This is a genomic window from Micromonospora sp. NPDC049171 (genome assembly GCF_040648275.1).
Taxonomy (GTDB): Bacteria; Actinomycetota; Actinomycetes; order Mycobacteriales; family Micromonosporaceae; genus Micromonospora.
In genome coordinates this window covers 219,220-236,117 of record NZ_JBEZDJ010000010.1, presented here as the reverse complement: position 1 = coordinate 236,117, position 16,898 = coordinate 219,220, and the positions used below count along the sequence as shown (strand labels likewise).

At 71.0% G+C, this 16,898-nt stretch carries 8 protein-coding genes; 3 read left to right on the top strand and 5 right to left on the bottom strand.

Features of this window, described 5'->3' with window-relative positions:
• Positions 1 to 64: 64 nt before the first annotated feature.
• Positions 65 to 5,581: a type I polyketide synthase gene (locus AB0B14_RS15450; protein ID WP_357522808.1), complete on the bottom strand. Its 5,517-nt coding sequence runs from the start codon at positions 5,579 to 5,581 to the stop codon at positions 65 to 67.
• A 141-nt stretch (positions 5,582 to 5,722) separates the two neighbouring features.
• Entirely contained in the window at positions 5,723 to 6,592 is an 870-nt protein-coding gene (locus AB0B14_RS15445; RefSeq protein WP_357522807.1) for a helix-turn-helix domain-containing protein, read from the bottom strand.
• 622 nt (positions 6,593 to 7,214) lie between these two features.
• Here AB0B14_RS15445 and AB0B14_RS15440 point away from each other — a divergent pair.
• The 3 genes from AB0B14_RS15440 (at position 7,215) to AB0B14_RS15430 (ending at position 12,104) form a co-directional block, all read left to right on the top strand.
• The gene (locus AB0B14_RS15440; RefSeq protein ID WP_357079113.1) at positions 7,215 to 8,357 is read left to right on the top strand and encodes a glycosyltransferase family 4 protein; all 1,143 of its coding nucleotides are present in this window, start codon (positions 7,215 to 7,217) and stop codon (positions 8,355 to 8,357) included.
• A gap of 67 nt (positions 8,358 to 8,424) precedes the next feature.
• On the top strand, positions 8,425 to 10,152 hold the full coding sequence (locus AB0B14_RS15435; RefSeq protein ID WP_357079116.1) for an ABC transporter ATP-binding protein: 1,728 nt from the start codon (positions 8,425 to 8,427) through the stop codon (positions 10,150 to 10,152).
• The gene (locus tag AB0B14_RS15430; protein ID WP_357079119.1) at positions 10,149 to 12,104 is read left to right on the top strand and encodes an ABC transporter ATP-binding protein; all 1,956 of its coding nucleotides are present in this window, start codon (positions 10,149 to 10,151) and stop codon (positions 12,102 to 12,104) included. Before AB0B14_RS15435 ends, AB0B14_RS15430 begins: the two co-directional genes overlap by 4 nt.
• A 123-nt stretch (positions 12,105 to 12,227) precedes the next feature.
• On the opposite strand, the gene AB0B14_RS15425 is transcribed toward AB0B14_RS15430, so the two are convergent.
• From AB0B14_RS15425 to AB0B14_RS15415, 3 genes are read right to left on the bottom strand one after another with little or no spacing between them, the layout of a single operon-like run.
• Positions 12,228 to 13,721: an RICIN domain-containing protein gene (locus tag AB0B14_RS15425; RefSeq protein WP_357079122.1), complete on the bottom strand. Its 1,494-nt coding sequence runs from the start codon at positions 13,719 to 13,721 to the stop codon at positions 12,228 to 12,230.
• A gap of 51 nt (positions 13,722 to 13,772) precedes the next feature.
• Positions 13,773 to 15,212: a glycoside hydrolase family 43 protein gene (locus tag AB0B14_RS15420; protein WP_357522806.1), complete on the bottom strand. Its 1,440-nt coding sequence runs from the start codon at positions 15,210 to 15,212 to the stop codon at positions 13,773 to 13,775.
• A gap of 36 nt (positions 15,213 to 15,248) precedes the next feature.
• Positions 15,249 to 16,700 carry a family 43 glycosylhydrolase gene (locus tag AB0B14_RS15415; protein ID WP_357522805.1) on the bottom strand — a complete coding sequence of 484 codons (1,452 nt, stop codon included), beginning with the start codon at positions 16,698 to 16,700 and terminating at the stop codon, positions 15,249 to 15,251.
• Positions 16,701 to 16,898: the final 198 nt, after the last annotated feature.

Sequence of the window (16,898 nt, the reverse complement as noted above, 5' to 3'; positions counted from 1 at the left end):
CCCTTCGGTGCCCGGTCCCCCGTGACGGCGGTCCGGAAAGGTGGTTCTCGGTCGGTCAGGTGGCTCAGGCGTCGGCGCGGCTGAGCGCGAGGCGGATCAGATCCTGGGCGTCCATGCCCCGGATCGCGCTCTCCTCCGGTGCCGCGGCGGCGCTGGCCTCGGTGCCGGTCTCGGTGGTGCCGGTATCGATGGCGGCGAGAGCGAGCACCTGGTCAAGGAGGCCGGCGGCGCGCAGCCGGGCCGCCGGGATCGAGGCGACACGTCGCTGGATGTCCGCGTCGTCGGTCACGACGGGCGTGGCCTGCGAGTCGTCGGGCAGCAACCGCGAGAGCAGGTGCTCGGCGAGCGCCTGCGGAGTCGGGTAGTCGAAGCTCACCGTCGAGGGCAGCCGCAGCCCGGTGACGGCGTCGAGCCGCTTGCGCAGCTCGACGGCCATCAGCGAGTCGAAGCCCATGTCGAGGAAGCCCTGGCCGGTGTCCACCGCGGCGGGTGTCGCGTGTTCCAGTACGGCGGCCACCTGCTCACACACCAGGTGCAGGAGTTCGCGGGACCGACCGGCGGCGGGCAGCTCGACCAGCCGACCCCGCAGCGCCTCGGTCTGTCCACCGGCCACACCGGATCGGGGTCGGGGCAGCCGAACCAGGTCGCGCAGCAGCGGCGGCACCTGGTCGTACGTGCCGAAGGCCTGCCGCATCACCCGGACGTCCAGCCGCGCGGCGACCACCATGGCGGCGTCCGCTCCGGAGGCCTGGTCGAGCAGCGCCAGCGCGTCCTGCGGGAGCAGGGGCGCCAGTCCGGTCCGGGCGATCCGGTCCAGGTCGGCGGTCTGCCCGGCCATGCCGGCACCTGCCCAGCTGCCCCAGGCCACCGAGACCGCGGGCAGACCCGCGGCCGTCCGGTGCGCGGCCAGGGCGTCGAGGAAGGCGTTGGCCGCCGCGTAGTTCGCCTGGCCCGCCCCGCCGAGGGTGCCGGAGAGGGACGAGAAGAGCACGAAGGCGGTCAGGCCCGTGTCGCGAGTCAGCTCGTGCAGATGCCAGGCGGCGTCGACCTTGGGTCGGAACACGGCGGCCAGCCGTTGCGGGGTCATCGATTCGAGGACTCCGTCGTCGACCACGCCGGCCGCGTGCACGACTCCGGTCAGCGGCTGCTCGGCCGGCACCTGCGCGAGCACCCGGGCCAACGCCTCGCGGTCGGCGGCGTCGCACGCGACGGTGGTGACCCACGCCCCCAGTGCGGCCAGCTCGGCGTCCAGCTCGGCGTCGGCGCGGCCGGTGCGGCTGAGCAGGAGGAGATTCCGGACCCCGTGGGTCGTCACGAGGTGCCGGGCCACCTCGCGGCCGAGCGCACCGGTGCCGCCGGTGACCAGCACGGTGCCGTGCGGCCCGAACGGCACGACGTCCGGCGGCGACACCGCACGGCGGGCGAGCCGGGGGGCCAGCAGTTCGCCGTCGCGGACCGCGATCTGCGGCTCGGTCAGGCCGACGACCGCCGGCAGCACCCGCACGGATGCCTCGGCGTCGTCCACGTCGACCACGAGGAATCGGCCGGGGTTTTCGGTCTGCGCGGTGCGCAGCAGTCCCCAGACCGCCGCCCCCGCCAGGCCGCCGCCGCGGCCGGCGGCGGGTGCCGCGTCGCGGGTCACGACGACCAGCCGGGAGGAGGCCAACCGGGCGTCGGCGAGCCAGGCACGTACGACGGCGAGCGTCCGGGTGGTGGCGTCGAGGACGCCCGCCGGCACGTCGCCGGGGGCCGGCGCGGGGCAGTACAGCACACCGACGGCGGGCGCCGGAGTGCCCGCGTCGAGGGCCGCCGTGAGCGAATCCGGGTCGGCGTGCCAGTGCCCGTCGCCCCAGGAGGGGCGCAGCGCCGCGGAGAGCCGGACGTCGTCCGGGCCGACCACGGTCCAGCCGCTGGCCAGCCAGCCGGAGCGGTCGCGCGGTGGCTCCTCGACCGGCACCCAGTCGACGTGGAACAGGCCGGCGTCGGACATGTCGCTGGCGATGAGCTGGTCGGCCGCGACGGTCCGCAGGCCGAGCCCCGCGACGCTGATCACCGCCGCGCCGGCCGGGTCCGCCGCGGCGAGGGTGACCTCGTCGTCGCTGACCGGCACCACCGCGACCCGCAGGGTACGCGCGCCGGTGGCGTGCAGTGTCACGTCCCGCCAGCTGAAGGGCAGCCGGGCCTGCGTCATCTCGCCGTCCTCGCCGAAGCCGGCGGCGGCCAGGGCCTGCACCGCCGCGTCGAGCAGCGCGGGGTGCAGCAGAAAGCGTTCCGCGTCGGCGTGCCCGGCGGCGGGGAGGTCCACCTCGGCGAAGACCTCGTCGCCGCGGCGCCACACCGCCCGCAGGCCGCGGAAGGTCTCGCCGTAGTCGTGCCCGTGCGAGGCCAGACGCTGGTAGGTGTCGGAGATGTCCACCGGGACGGCCCGGGCGGGCGGCCACTCGGCCGGCACCCGGGGCGTCGTCTCCGCCGGGTCGGCGGTGAGCACCCCACTGGCGTGTCGGTGCCACGGCTCGTCGAGATCGCCGCCCTCCGGCCGGGAGTACATCCCGATGGCGCGGTCGCCGTGCTCGTCCGGCGCGTCGACCACGACCCGCAGGTGCACGGCGGAGCGGTCGCTGATGGCCAGGGGCGCGTGCAGCACCAGCTCACGAACGCCGGGCCGGTCGACCAGGTCGCCCGCGGCAGCGGCCAGCTCGACGAAGGCCGTGCCGGGCAGCAGCGGAGTGTTCCAGATCGCGTGCTCGGCCAGCCAGGGATCGGTGTCCAGGGAGAGCCGCCCGGTCAGCACCACCTCGCCGCCCGGCACGTCGGCCACCGCACCCAGCACCGGGTGGTCGAACGGGCGCAGGCCGGCCCCGCCCACGTCGGCGGACGTGACGATCTGGTCGACCCAGTAGCGCTGCCGTTGGAAGGCGTAGGTGGGCAGGTCCACCACCCGGGAGGGGCGCTGCCCGTAGACGGCGGACCAGTCGACCGGCTCGCCGGCGGTGTGCAACCGCGCCATCGCCTCGGTGCTCGTCGTGATCTCCGGACGGCTGCGTCGGAGCGTGGCGGCGAACACCTCGTCCCCGCTGCCGGGTAGGTCGGCGAGGGTGTCCTGGGCGGCGGCGGTCAGCGCCGCGTCCGGGCCCACCTCGACGAAGCGGGTCACGCCCACGGCACGCAGCCACCGGACGCCGTCGGCGAAGCGGACCGTCTCCCGTACGTGCGAGACCCAGTAGTCGACCGAGCACGCCTGCTCGTCGGTGAGCAGTGCGCCGGTCACGTTCGACACCACGGGGATCTGCGGCGGGGCGAACGTCGCCGTGGCGAGCACCTTGGCGAAGTCGGCCAGCATGGGTTGCATGCGGGACGAGTGGAAGGCGTGCGACACCCGCAGCGGCCGGGTACGCAGGCCCTCCGCGCGGCACCCGGCCGCGAGCTTGCGGACCACGGCCTCGTCGCCGGAGATGACGATCGCGGAGGGACCGTTCACCGCCGCGACGCTGACGTCGGCGTCGAACTCGGCGATCCGCTCGCGCATCCACTGCTCGGTGGTGGCGACGGCGATCATCGCGCCGCCATCGGGCAACGCGCGCATCAGTCGGCCGCGGTGGGCCACGATCCGGGCGGCGTCGGCCAGGTCGAACACCCCGGCCACGTGCGCGGCGGCCAGCTCACCGACGGAGTGGCCGATCAGGTGCGACGGCCGTACGCCCCAGCTCTCCAGCAGTCGGTACAGCGCCACCTCCAGGGCGAACGTGGCGACCTGGGTGTAGTCGGTACGGTCGAGCAGCTGCGCCTCCGCGGTGTCCGGCCGGGCGAAGATCACCGTCCGGAGTGGCCGTTCGAGGTGCTGGTCCAGCTCGGCGCAGACCCGGTCGAAGGCGGCCGCGAACGTCGGGAACGCGTCGTGCAGCTCGCGTCCCATCTGGGCCCGCTGCGAGCCCTGGCCGGTGAACACGACCGCCAACTGGCCGGTGGCCGCCTCGGCCCGCACCACCTGGGGCTCGGGCGCACCGGCGGCGAGAGCGTCCAGGCAGCGGAGCAGGTCGGCGCGGTCGGCCGCGAGCACGGCCGCCCGGTGGGCCATGGCCGGGCGTCGGGTCAGCGCCACCGCCACCTCGGCCGCGTCGAGATCGGGGCGTTCCTCGACGTACGCCCGCAGCCGCGTCGCCTGATCCCGCAGTGCCCGCTCGCCGCGCGCGGACAGCAGCCACGGCAGTGGGCCGGCGAGCGCCGGCGTCGGCGCGTCGGCCGGCTCGGGTGCCTGTTCGAGGACGACATGGGCGTTGGTGCCGCTGAGCCCGAACGACGACACGGCGGCGCGCCGGGGACGGTCCACCGCCGGCCAGGACACCGGCCCGGTCACCAGCTCGACCGCGCCCTCGCTCCAGTCGACCTGGGGTGACGGCTCGTCCACGTGCAGGGTGGGGGGCACCACGCCACGCCGCATCGCCTCGACCATCTTGATCACCCCGGCCACGCCGGCGGCTGCCTGGGTGTGGCCGATGTTCGACTTGATCGAGCCGAGCAGCAGGGGCCGGTCCGCCGGGCGGTCCTGGCCGTAGGTGGCGATGAGTGCCTGCGCCTCGATCGGGTCGCCGAGCGTGGTCCCGGTGCCGTGCGCCTCGACCACGTCGACCTCGGCGGCGGGCACCCGTGCCTTCGCCAGCGCCTGGCGGATCACCCGGCGCTGGGCCGGCCCGTTGGGCGCGGTCAGCCCGTTCGACCTGCCGTCCTGGTTGACCGCCGTGCCCCGCACCAGTGCCAGCACGGGGTGCCCGGATCGGACGGCGTCGGAGAGTCGCTCCAGCAGCAGGATGCCGACGCCTTCCGCGAAACCGGTCCCGTCGGCCGACCGGGCGAAGGACCGGCACCGGCCGTCGACGGACAACCCACGCTGTCGGCTGAAGTCGACGAACAGGTCCGGGGTGGTCATCACCGTCGCGCCTCCGGCCAGGGCCAGGGTGCACTCCTCGGTGGCGAGCGCCTGACACGCCAGGTGGAGGGCGACCAGGGAGGAGGAGCAGGCGGTGTCGACGGTGACGGCCGGCCCCTCCAGCCCGAAGGCGTACGCCACCCGGCCGGAGGCGAGGCTGCCCATCTGCCCGGACGACGAGTTCGGCATGACCCCGCTGAACACGCCGGTCCGGCTGCCGCGCAGGGTCTCGGGGGCCAGGCCGGCCCGCTCGATCGCCTCGGCGGAGCACTCCAGCAGCAGGCGGTGCTGCGGGTCCATGGACGCCGCCTCGCGCGGACTGATGCCGAAGTGGTCGGGATCGAACAGGGCGGCGTCCGGCAGGAAGCCACCGTGCCGGACGTAGCTCTTGCCGGCGGCCTCCGGGTCGGGGTCGTAGAGGCCGGACACGTCCCAGCCGCGGTCGCGGGGGAACTCGGTCACCGCGTCGCGGCCCTCGACGACCAGCCGCCACAGCGCCTCGGACGAGTCGATACCGCCCGGGTACCGGCAGGCCATCCCGACGATCGCGACGGGCTCCTGACCGCGGCTCTCCACCTCCCGCAGTCGCCGCCGCAGGTCCTGGATCTCGGCGGTGGCCCGCCGGAGGTAGCCGAGATACTTCTGGTCGTCCGTCAACGCGCCGTCCCCCCATGATGTGCCGGCCGGCGATCGGTCTGCTGGATCAACCGGAATCATCTGCACCGACAGCGGCAGGGTCCAGGCGATTTCGGCGGCGGTTTCGCCTGCAGAAATCGCAATCCAAGACCCCGGTCGGTGCTAATTGCGGACCGGATTGGCCACCGGACGTGGCGCGCCGTGCACAACCTGGGCAGGCGTGGCAGCAGGCACGTCGATGGTCCAGACGCCCTCGAATGCGGCGAGCCTTCGAGGCGCTGTGACAATAATCGCGCACGAACCGCCACGGGGCAGCAGCGGTCGGATGTGAGTCGCGTCGGTGACGTTTTCCAGGACGACCAATGCCCTCCTGGAACGCAGCGCACTGCGCACCCGGCGAGCCTTTTCCTCAGGTGTGGCGCCGTCGCAGGGATCGATTCCTAAAAGCCAGGAGAGACGGGTCGTCAAAACATCAGCGCCGGGCTGGCCCGCCTCGGCGCTGACATAGAATTGACCGTCGGGGAAATGTCGCTGGAAACGTGCTGCGGCCTGGACGACCACCGCTGTCTTGGCTGGTCCAGGCACACCGACGAGTTCCACAAGTCGCATCTCGGCGCTGCCCGCCGCCTCCGCCTGATGCTGCCCGCCCGGTTCCTCGATCAGCACCTGCCGCATCCACTCGATCAGCGCGGACAGCCCGCCATGCTGCTGAACAGCGGAAACAGGAGTCGTGGTCGAGGGTCGGTGGCCAACCGCCATCGAGTAAAGGTGTGTGCCCGGCCTACGGCGGGCGGTCCGGCGGAAGCTCTCCAGGGAGTCGCCCTCCACTCGAAGCGCCTCGGCCAGGAGCGCCACGGAGCGGCGATGCGGTGTGCTCGTCCGCCCGCGCTCCAGATCAGAAATCGCCCGGATGCTCAGCCCGGATTTTTCCGCTAGTTCTTCCTGCGTCAGGCAGGCCTGCGTTCTCAGCTCACGCAGTAACAGTGCAAATTCGGACCCGGCGGCCTCGTCTAGAACATCCAGTGATTTCACTTTACCTCCCCCGTAGGCCGCGATGAATGACCCTGAGGTAAACGCGCTGGTTTAGTTGTCGAGCACACGCAGAACGAGAGGGGCACCGATTTTCTGGCGCACCGTTCCCCGGTGGGGACCTTTCCCGCCTACCGGTGATGTGAGACGACCATCAATAGATGGCCTGCCCTCTGTTTTTTGCATAGATCGAGGGCAAAGTGTCGACCTGCACTCCAGCGCGCTCCCCGTGTATCGCGGCATGCATAGTGATCTTTATACCCGAAGGGATGAAGGCGTGGCAACCGGTCGACCGGAAGAGTTGGAATGTTCATCGACACGCGCGCCCGCCGAACGCAATACGGGTCTTACGGGAAATCCCACCCCTTGTCAGCTTTACACGGCCTGTACCCCGTTGCATCCCTTTGGTCCAGGACGCCCCGCCACACCGCCGGAGACCGGTCGGCAGCGCGACGAGACCATCGCACGCGACACCCTGGCTGACACCGTCGGACGGTCGGGATGCTGCCCCGGGCGCGAAGCCGTGGCGGTGCAGGTCACCGCTGCGGCTTCGATGGACGTGGATGCGTTGGGCCCGTCGCCGACGGCGATCGCGGGCTCCGCGTCGGTGGCGTTCTTGGCTAGCATGCCGCTCGTGACTTCGCGCACCCTACTCATCACGACCGATTTCCCACCCCGCATCGGCGGCATCCAGTCGTTCGTGCACAACCTCGCGATCCGCCAGCCGGCGGACTCCGTCGTCGTCTACACCGTCACCGCGCCGGGTGCCGAGGCCTTCGACGCGCAGCAGCCGTTCGAGGTGATCCGTGAGGACACGCGCCTGCTGCTGCCCGTGCCCGGCGTGCTCCGGCGTGCGGTGGACATCGCCCGGTCCAACGAGTGTGAACGGGTCTGGTTCGGCACCGCGGCGCCGCTCGGCTTGTTGGCTGCCGACCTCCGCAAGCAGGCCGGTGTCGGCCGGTTCCTCGGCCAGACGCACGGGCACGACACCGCCTGGGCCGCCCTGCCCGGAGCACGTTCGGTGCTGCGCCGCCTGGGCCGGGAGGTCGACGTCGTGACCTACCTCGGTGAGTACACGCGGCGCCGGCTGGCCCGGGTGCTGTCCAACCTGGACCAGCTCGCGCCGGGCGTCGACACCGAGTTGTACCACCCAGGTGTGGACGGCTCCTCGGTGCGCGAGCGGCACGGGCTGACCGGGCGCCCGGTGGTGGTGTGCGTGTCCCGGCTGGTCCCGCGCAAGGGCCAGGACGTGCTGCTGCGGGCGCTGCCGCTGGTACGCCGCGCCGTGCCCGACGTCAGCCTCCTGATCGTCGGCGACGGCCCGGACCGCGTACGTCTGGAGAAGCGGGCGCACGACGCGGGTCTGGGCGACGCGGTCGTGTTCACCGGTGCGGTCGCGTCGGAGGAGCTGCCGGCGCACTACGCCGCCGGAGACGTGTTCGCGATGCCGTGCCGGACCCGGCGCGCCGGGCAGGACATCGAGGGTCTCGGGATCGTCTACCTCGAGGCGTCCGCGACGGGTCTGCCCGTGGTGGCCGGCAACTCGGGCGGCGCGCCGGACGCGGTACGCGAGGGTGAGACCGGGTACGTGGTGGACGGCCGCGACCCGGCAGCGGTCGCCGAGCGCCTGGTCACGATCCTGCGCGACAGCGCGCTCGCGAAGCGCCTCGGTGACGCCGGCCGCCGCTGGGTGGAGGCCGAATGGCACTGGGACCACCAGGCGGCCCGCCTCGCGGACCTCCTGCGCGACGGGCACGCCGCAAACTGATCGGTCAGACAGTTTCTGCCTGCGAAACCGCATTCTGGCGCGGGCCGCCCGCCGATAGCCTCGCCTTGTGCTGATCCGGTTGCTGCGTAGGTGCCTGCGCCCTTACCGGCGGCAGCTCGCCTACGTGGCGCTGTGGCAGCTGGTCGGCACGCTGGCGACGCTCTTCCTGCCCAGCCTCTATGCCGACATCGTCGACCGGGGCATCGCGACCGGCGACACCGGGTACATCCTGCTGACCGGGCTCCGCATGCTGGCCGTGGCGGCGGTCCAGGTCGGTTGTCTGATCGCGGTCGCCTACCTGAGCGCCCGAACGGCGATGGGCGTCGGGCGCGACCTGCGCCGGGACATCTTCGAGCAGGTCGCCGAGTTCTCCAGCCGTGAGATAGCCCGCTTCGGCCCGTCGTCGTTGACCGTCCGGTGCACGAACGACGTCCAACATCTGCAACTGCTGCTCATGCTGTCGCTCACCATGCTGGTCACCGCTCCCATCATGTGTGTCGGTGGCCTGGTCATGGCGATCCGGGAAGACCCGGGCCTGTCCTGGCTCATGGTCCTGATCGTGCCGGTGCTGGCCGTGGCCATCGGCCTGATGGCACGGCGGCTGGTCCCGCAGTACCGGTCGATGCAGATCAGGATCGACACCATCAACGCGATGTTGCGCGAGCAGATCGCCGGCGTACGCGTGGTCCGGGCGTTCGTACGGGAGGCGCACGAGAAGGCCCGGTTCGAGCGCGCCAACGCCGACCTCACCGCCACCGCCATCCGGGCCGGCCGGCTGCTCGCCCTGGTCCTGCCGACGGTGACGCTTGTGCTCAACCTGTCGAGCGTGGCCGTGCTGTGGTTCGGGGGCCGACGGGCCGACGCGGGCCTGGTGGGGATCGGTTCGCTCGCCGCCCTGCTGAGCTACCTGATGTTGATCCTCATGTCGGTGCTGATGGCGACCTTCATCCTGATGATGGTGCCCCGGGCCACGGTGGGCGCCGGGCGGGTCTGGGACGTGTTGGACACCCACTCCTCGGTCGTTCCCGCCGCCCACCCGGTCACGCCGCCGCTCGCGTACGCGGACCTGACGGTGGACGCGGTCCAGTTCCGGCACCCGGGCGCCGCCGAGCCGGTGCTCAACGACGTGAGCTTCCGGGCCTCGGCGGGGCAGACCACCGCCCTGGTCGGCAGCATCGGTGCCGGTAAGACGACGATGCTGTCGCTGGTGGCGAGGTTGCTCGACGCGACCGCCGGCGCGGTGCGGATCGGCGGGATCGACGTGCGCGAGTTGAACCTGGAGGAGATGTGGTCCCGGGTCGCGCTGGTGCCGCAGAAGCCCTACCTGTTCTCCGGCACCGTCGCCAGCAACCTCCGCTACGGTGACCCGGCGGCCACCGACGAGGAGTTGTGGGCTGCCCTGGACGTCGCGCAGGCGCGGGACTTCGTGGCGCGGATGCCCGCGGGCCTCGACGCGCCGATCGCGCAGGGTGGCACCAACGTGTCCGGTGGGCAGCGGCAACGACTGTCCATCGCGCGGGCGTTGGTCAAGCGGCCTGACGTGCTGCTGCTGGACGATCCGTTCTCCGCGCTCGACCTGGGCACGGAGAGCCGGCTCCGCACGGCCCTGCGCGCCGTCACCGCGCGGATGACTGTCATCGTCGTGGCACAACGCGTCTCCACGATCGTGGACGCGGACCAGATCGTCGTCCTCGACGGTGGTCGGGCCGTGGGCGTGGGGACGCACGCCGACCTGCTGGAAACCTGCCCCACCTACACCGAGATCGTCAGGTCGCAGCCGATGGCGATCGTGTGAGCAGCGTGCAGGGCGCGGCTGAGGTTGCGGCCGCGCCAGCGGCCAAGCCGAGGGCGTTCGGGCCGTCCGCCGCCCGGCTCATCCGGCGGTTGGCCGGCGATCGCCTGCGCCTGCTGTCACTGCTCGGGCTGGCCGTGGTCAGCGTGGTGCTCTACGTGCTCGGCCCGCTGGTCCTCGGGCACGCCACCGACCTCATCTTCACCGGTGTCGTGGGGCAGCGTCTCGACGCCGGGACGAGCCTCGACCAGAACATCGCCGAGGCGCGGGCAGCCGGCGACGACACCCTGGCCGACATGCTGCAGCGCATCCACCCGGTGCCCGGCGTCGGCGTCGACTTCACCCGGCTCGGCCAGGTGCTGCTGCTGGCCCTGGGCCTGTTCGTGGGCGCCAGCGTGCTCGGCTGGTTGCAGGGGCACCTGCTCGCCGGCGTCGTGCAGCGGGCGGTACGACAGCTCCGCACCGAGGTCGAGGCGAAACTCAACCGGTTGCCGCTGTCGTACTTCGACCGGCAACCTCGGGGTGAGCTGCTCAGCCGGGTCACCAACGACGTGGAGAACATCGCGCAGAGCCTGCAGCAGACACTGAGCCAACTGCTGACCTCACTGCTCACGGTCATCGGCGTACTCGTCATGATGATCGTGGTGTCCCCGCTGCTGGCCGTCATCGCGCTCGTCGCGCTGCCGCTGTCGGCGGTGGTCACCGGCCAGATCGCGAAGCGGTCGCGGCGGCACTTCACCGCTCAGTGGGCGAGCACCGGCGCGCTGACCGCCAAGGTCGAGGAGGCGTTCAGCGGGCACGAGCTGATCCGGGTGTTCGGCCGCCGGCGCGAGGTGTTGGCGTCGCTCACCGCGACGAACGACGAGCTGTACGAGGCGGGCTTCCGCGCCCAGTTCATGTCCGGGATCATCCTGCCCCTGATGGTCCTCATCGGAAACCTGAGCTACGTCGGCATCGCGGTGGTCGGCGCGATCAGGGTGGCGAACGGCGCCATCTCGCTCGGTGACGTGCAGGCGTTCATCCACTATTCCCAGCAGTTCAGCCAGCCGCTCGCCCAGGTCGCGTCCACGGCGACCCTGGTGCAGTCCGGCGTGGCCTGCGCCGAGCGGGTGTTCGACCTCCTCGATGCCGAGGAGGAGAGCCCGGAACCGGCGGTGACCGCGGCGGCCGTCCGACCGGCCCCGCCGGGTTCCGGCCGGGTGATCTTCGAGAAGATCTCCTTCGGGTACGCCCCGGGCGCGCCGCTGATGAAGGATCTGTCCCTCACCGTCGAACCGGGCCAGACCGTGGCGATCGTCGGCCCCACCGGTGCCGGGAAGACCACCCTGGTCAACCTCATCATGCGGTTCTACGAGCTGGACGGCGGGCGGATCACCCTCGACGGTGTGGACATCGCCGAGCTGCCCCGGGCCGACCTGCGTGGCCGGATCGGCATGGTCCTGCAGGACGCCTGGTTGTTCGGTGGCACGATCCGGGAAAACATCGCCTACGGCCGGTTGGGCGCGACCGATGAGCAGATCGTCGCCGCGGCGCGGGCGACCTACGTCGACCGTTTCGTCCGCAGCCTCCCCGACGGGTACGACACCGTCATCGACGAGATCGGCGGCAACATCAGCACGGGCGAGAAGCAGTTGGTGACGATCGCGCGGGCGTTCCTCGCCAACCCGCCGCTGCTGATCCTGGACGAGGCGACCACCTCGCTCGACTCGCGGACCGAGGTGCTGGTCCAACGCGCGATGGCGGCGCTGCGGGCGGAACGGACGACCTTCGTCATCGCGCACCGGCTGTCGACGATCCGCAACGCCGACCTGATCCTCGTGCTGGAGGACGGGCGCCTCGTCGAACAGGGCACGGAGCCCGAGCTGCTCGCCGCCGACGGCGCGTACTGCCGTCTCTACCACGCCCAGTTCGCCGGCGCGGTCAGCGACGAGGCGCAGGTCAGCGGGGCGCACTGACCGGTGCGCCGAGGGGCCCGCGCCGGGCCGGCTCCACGCTCCCGTAAAGGAAAAGCGGGTACGGCCCGCACCTCCCGGTGCTCGGGGGGTGCGGGCCGTACCGTGCTCAGGTCGCGACGACGGTCAGACCGCCGTGCGGGACCACTGTTGGTTGGTGCCGGTGTTGCAGGTGTACTGCTTGAGGACCACGCCGTCCGCGGTCGACGCGGCCGGTACGTCCACGCACTTGTTGCTGTGTCGGGCCCGGAGCTGGAAGTAGTTGCCGTTGGTGACCATCTGGAACTGCTGGTTGGTGCCGCTGCCGCAGGTGTACTGGACGAGTTCGGCACCGTCGGCGGTCGACGCGCTCACCACGTCGAGGCACTTTCCGCTGTGCCGGCTGACGATGCGCCAGTAGCCGCTGCCGGCGTCCTGGAACTGCCACTGCTGCCAGGCGTTGCCGCCGTAGGTGGACTGGGCGACACGCGCGCCGTTGTCGGTGTTCGGTGACTGGACGTTCATGGCCTTGCCGCTGTGCCGCACGTCGAGCCGGTAGAACGTTCCCGTCGACGGCGGCGGCGTCGTCGGGTCGCCGCCGCCGATGGTGTCGCCCCACGCGTACCGGATCCGGTCCGCGCCGGAGGTGTTGCGGACGGTCAGGTTGAGGTCGGTGCCGCTGCCGGTGAGGGCGAACATCGAGTACCAGTCGTAGCCGATGGTGCCGGTCTTGCCGCCGAGGGCCGGCCAGTAGGTGCCGCCCATCTGGTTGTCCCGCATGACCTGGGCCATGGCGCGGATGTAGCGCACGAAGTTGTCGGTGCTGCCCGCGTCGGCGTAGTTGCGACCGTCGTTCATGGGACCACCGAACTCGGTGGCGACCGCGCGCGAGGCGCAGTTTCCGAGGCGTTCCCGGATGTGGCTGCGGAAGCCGTCGTAGGTCATCGCGCCGTAGAAGAAGGTGTAGTAGTGGAAGGACAGCAGCGTCGAGTTGAAGCGGCTGTCGTTACAGATGTCACGCAGGTCCTGGCTGAAGCCGGTGCCCCCGATCAGCACCCGGCCGGGCACCGCCGAGGTGTGGTAGCTGAGCCAGTTCGCGGCGACGTTGCGCCACTCCGTCGAGCTGTAACCGTGCGGCTCGTTCATCGGCTCGAAGTAGACGTTGGTGTTCGAGCCGTACGTGTTGGTCACCGTGGACCACATCGTGTTCCACGCGGCGAGATTCGTGATTCTGCCGCCGGAGGCGGCGGCGTCCTCCCAGTAGGCGAGGATTACCTTGAAGCCGCGGGCGGTGGCGGCGTCGATCGCGCCTCGGTAGGCCTCCCACCAGGCAGTACCCACCGTGTGCGTGTTGATGGGCAGCCGGACGGTGTTGACGCCCATGGTGGATGCCATGTCGTCGTAGATGGCATTGGCCTTGGCCCGCACCGTCGCGTTGCTGTCGGACATGCTCAGACCCTGCACGACGAGCGGGCTGGTCTTGAAGTTGTCACCCAACATGGCCCAGTTCATGCCTCGGAACTGGTTGGTGGCGGCGGCGGCGGGCGACGACGCGACGACGACCACGCCGCCGACCATCGCCGTCACGGCGGCTACCAGGGCGATCAACGTCCGGCGCAACGACCGGCTGATCCGTTCCATGCGTTGTCCAATCACTAGATCGTGCCTCTCCGGGCTCGACATCTTGAGGGGTTAGCCGGTCACGCGGAAGGTCGCGTCGGCACGGCTCTGCGCGTCGGGGATCTGGTCGAGCCGGAGCAGGTAGCTGTAGTGCCGGATGTAGCGGTCCGGGTGGCTGTAGGACTGGAACGACGTCCACGAGGAGTTGGCGAGGCCGGCGACCTGTCGGAAGGTGGCGTCGGCGGCGAAGGTGGCGGTGCCGTCGTTGGCTTCCAGCCGGAAGTCGAACCCGTAGTGGCGCAGGTAGTAGCCCGGGTAGTTGACCGACTGGATGGAGACCGTGCCGGAGCCGACCAGGCCGGGCACGATCCGCCACTGACCGTCCTGGGCCGGGCTGACGTTCGGGTCGATGCGGACGTCGTAGTCGTAGTGCCGCACGTACCGGTCCTGGAAGTTGTACGACTGGATCCGGTTGACGGCGGTGACGGGCCAGCGGGCGAGCACCCGGTCCTGTTCGGCGGCGGTCAGGTTGAGGATCGTTCCGTGCCGCTTCTTGGTGCCACCCATGGCGTACGAGCCGGACGCCGGCAGCCGGTAACTGCTCGCGCTGGACGGGTTGGTGGTCAGCACCGGCAGGTAGCCGCGCCCGCTGGCGTACTGGTCGAGGTAGAGCACCCACTCGTTGCGGTTGTTGTACTTCAGCCACATCGGGCCCTCGACCTGGGCACCGGTCAACCCGATGCCGGACAGGTTCCCGAGGCTCGTCCAGGTGCCGAGGATGGAGTTGCTGCCCTCGATGGCGATCTGGCCGTCCCGGGAGGCCCGCACGTACCGGTAGGCGCTGACGCCGGACGGCACCTCGACGATCTGGGTGTCGATGATCTCCTGGTTACCGGGTCGGTTGATGTAGGGCTGCGGTGTGGTGATGCTGCGGAAGTTCGTCGTGCGCGCGGCGTAGATGCGGTGCTTGGTCGCCCCGTTGAGCGGGACGTTCGTCGCCCAGTAGAGGACGTAGTCGCCGGTTTCCGGGTTCCAGATCGCCTCCGGCGCCCAGGCGTTGCGTCCGTCCGGGATCGCGCCGGCCACGTTCAGCAGCCACGGCGCGGACCAGTTGACCAGGTCGGTGGACTCCCACACGACGAGGTTGCGGCTGCCGTTGTTGATCGCGGTCGACCAGTCCTGACCACAGCCGATGCACAGGTCGGTGGCGATGATCCAGTACCTGTCGCCGGCCGGCGAGCGGACCAGGGCGGGATCGCGAACGCCACGGGTGCCGACCGTGGAACGCAGGACGAGCCCGCCGTTGTTGAGGTCCGTCCAGCGCAGGCCGTCGGTGCTGTGGGCGAGGTAGATCTGCTGGGCGGTCGACGACTCACCGGTGAAGTGCGCCATCAGGTAACCGACTGTCGGATCGAGCGCGGACGCCTCCTTCGGTGTCGCCGCCGACCAGGTGGTGAACAGCAGGCACGCGGCCACCGCGACCGCGCCGAGCCGCGCGAGGACTCTCGACATGTGTCTTTCTCCTTCGCGGAGGGGCATCCGGGTCAGCTAGAGGGTCGGTACGACGGGGCGGATGGTGCCGTCGGCGTTGAACTCCATCCGGTCGGTGGCGGTCTCCCGGTTGGTGCCGTTGCCGGACGGCACGGCGAACCGGTGGTAGGCGATGTACCAGGTGTCGCTGCCGGGTGCCCGGACCACGGAGTGGTGGCCGGTGCCCTTGACGCCGACGTCGAGGCGCTTCTGCAGCACCACGCCGCGCCTGGTCCACGGCCCGAGGGGCGACGAGCCGGTGGCGTACGCGACCCGGTAGTCCTCGCTCCGTGTGTCGTTCTCCGACCACATGAAGTAGTAGAGGCCGTTGCGCCGGAACACGAACGGGGCCTCGTTGTAGCCGGACGGCGTGACGACCCGTACCTGTGCCGCGTCGAAGGAGGTCAGGTCCGCGTTCAGCCGTACCGCCCGCGCGACGCCCTGACCCCAGTACAGGTAGGACTGCCCGTCGTCGTCGGTGAACACCATCGGGTCGATGGCCTGCCCACCGGAGAACTGGTCGCTGCGGACGAGCGGCCGGCCCAGCGCGTCGCGGAACGGCCCGGTGGGGCTGTCGGCCACGGCCACGCCGAGCTGTTTGGCGGTGTTGCCGCTGGCGGCGCCGCCGCTGAAGTACAGGTAGTAGCGGCCGTTGGCGGTGGCCACCGCCGGCGCCCAGGCCGAGTTGTCCGCCCAGGACACGTCCGGGCCGTGGTCGAGGATCACGCCGTGGTCGGTCCAGTTGACCAGGTCGGTGGAGGAGAACGCCTTGTAGTAGGTGCCCGCCCAGCCCGCGTAGCCGTCGGTGGTCGGGTACAGGTAGTAGCGGCCGTTGAAGACGGCGAGGTGCGGGTCGGCGAAGAGGCCCGGGAGCACCGGCCCCTTGGTGGTCCTGGGCGCCCACGGCGCGGCGAGGCGGAAGGAGCTGTCCGCCCGGAACGCGGCCGTGTCCTGGTAGGTGTCAATCCAGAGCGCGTAGTCGCGGTGGCGGATCCGCCGGTCCGGGTAGTTGTACGAGGTGAGCGCCACCGAGCCGGAGACCGAGCCGTCCACCGCGCAGAAGGTGGCGTCGGCGCGGAACCCCGCGTCACCGGTGTTGGGGTCGACCCGGAGCCGGTAGTCGCGGTGCCGCAGGAACAGGCCGGTCTTGGTCTGGAACGAGTAGCAGGCGGGCGATGCCAGGCCGTTGACCACGGTGAAGGTGGCGTCGAGCTTGGTCTGGTTGGCGCTGCCGGAGGTCACCGGGTCGAGCTGACCGAGATAGTTGACGTGCCGTACGAATCGTCCGGCCTGGTTGACCGCCTCCAGCGAAACCGCGCCGGTCGGCAGCGTGGCGGCCTGCGCCGGCCCGTCGGCGACCACCACGAACGCGGCGGCGGCCACGGCGGAGAGCACCAGGATCCGGATCCGGGAGTAGCCGCTGGACCCGGTGGTCGATGCCGCTGTCGTTCGCCACGGAACCACGGTCACGACCCCTTCCGGAACGACAAACGTTGTTAGCGTTAACAAGATCAACTCGGGCGCGGCCTGGAGGGCTTCGCGGTTTCGGCGGCGGGCAACCCGCCACACGGGACAGCTCTGGTGCGCCGCGCGTTACAGGCACAATGTGTTCTGCTCGTTAAGGTCGCGTTGCGGACCAGTGTTAGCGATCGCATCAGCGAGTGTCAA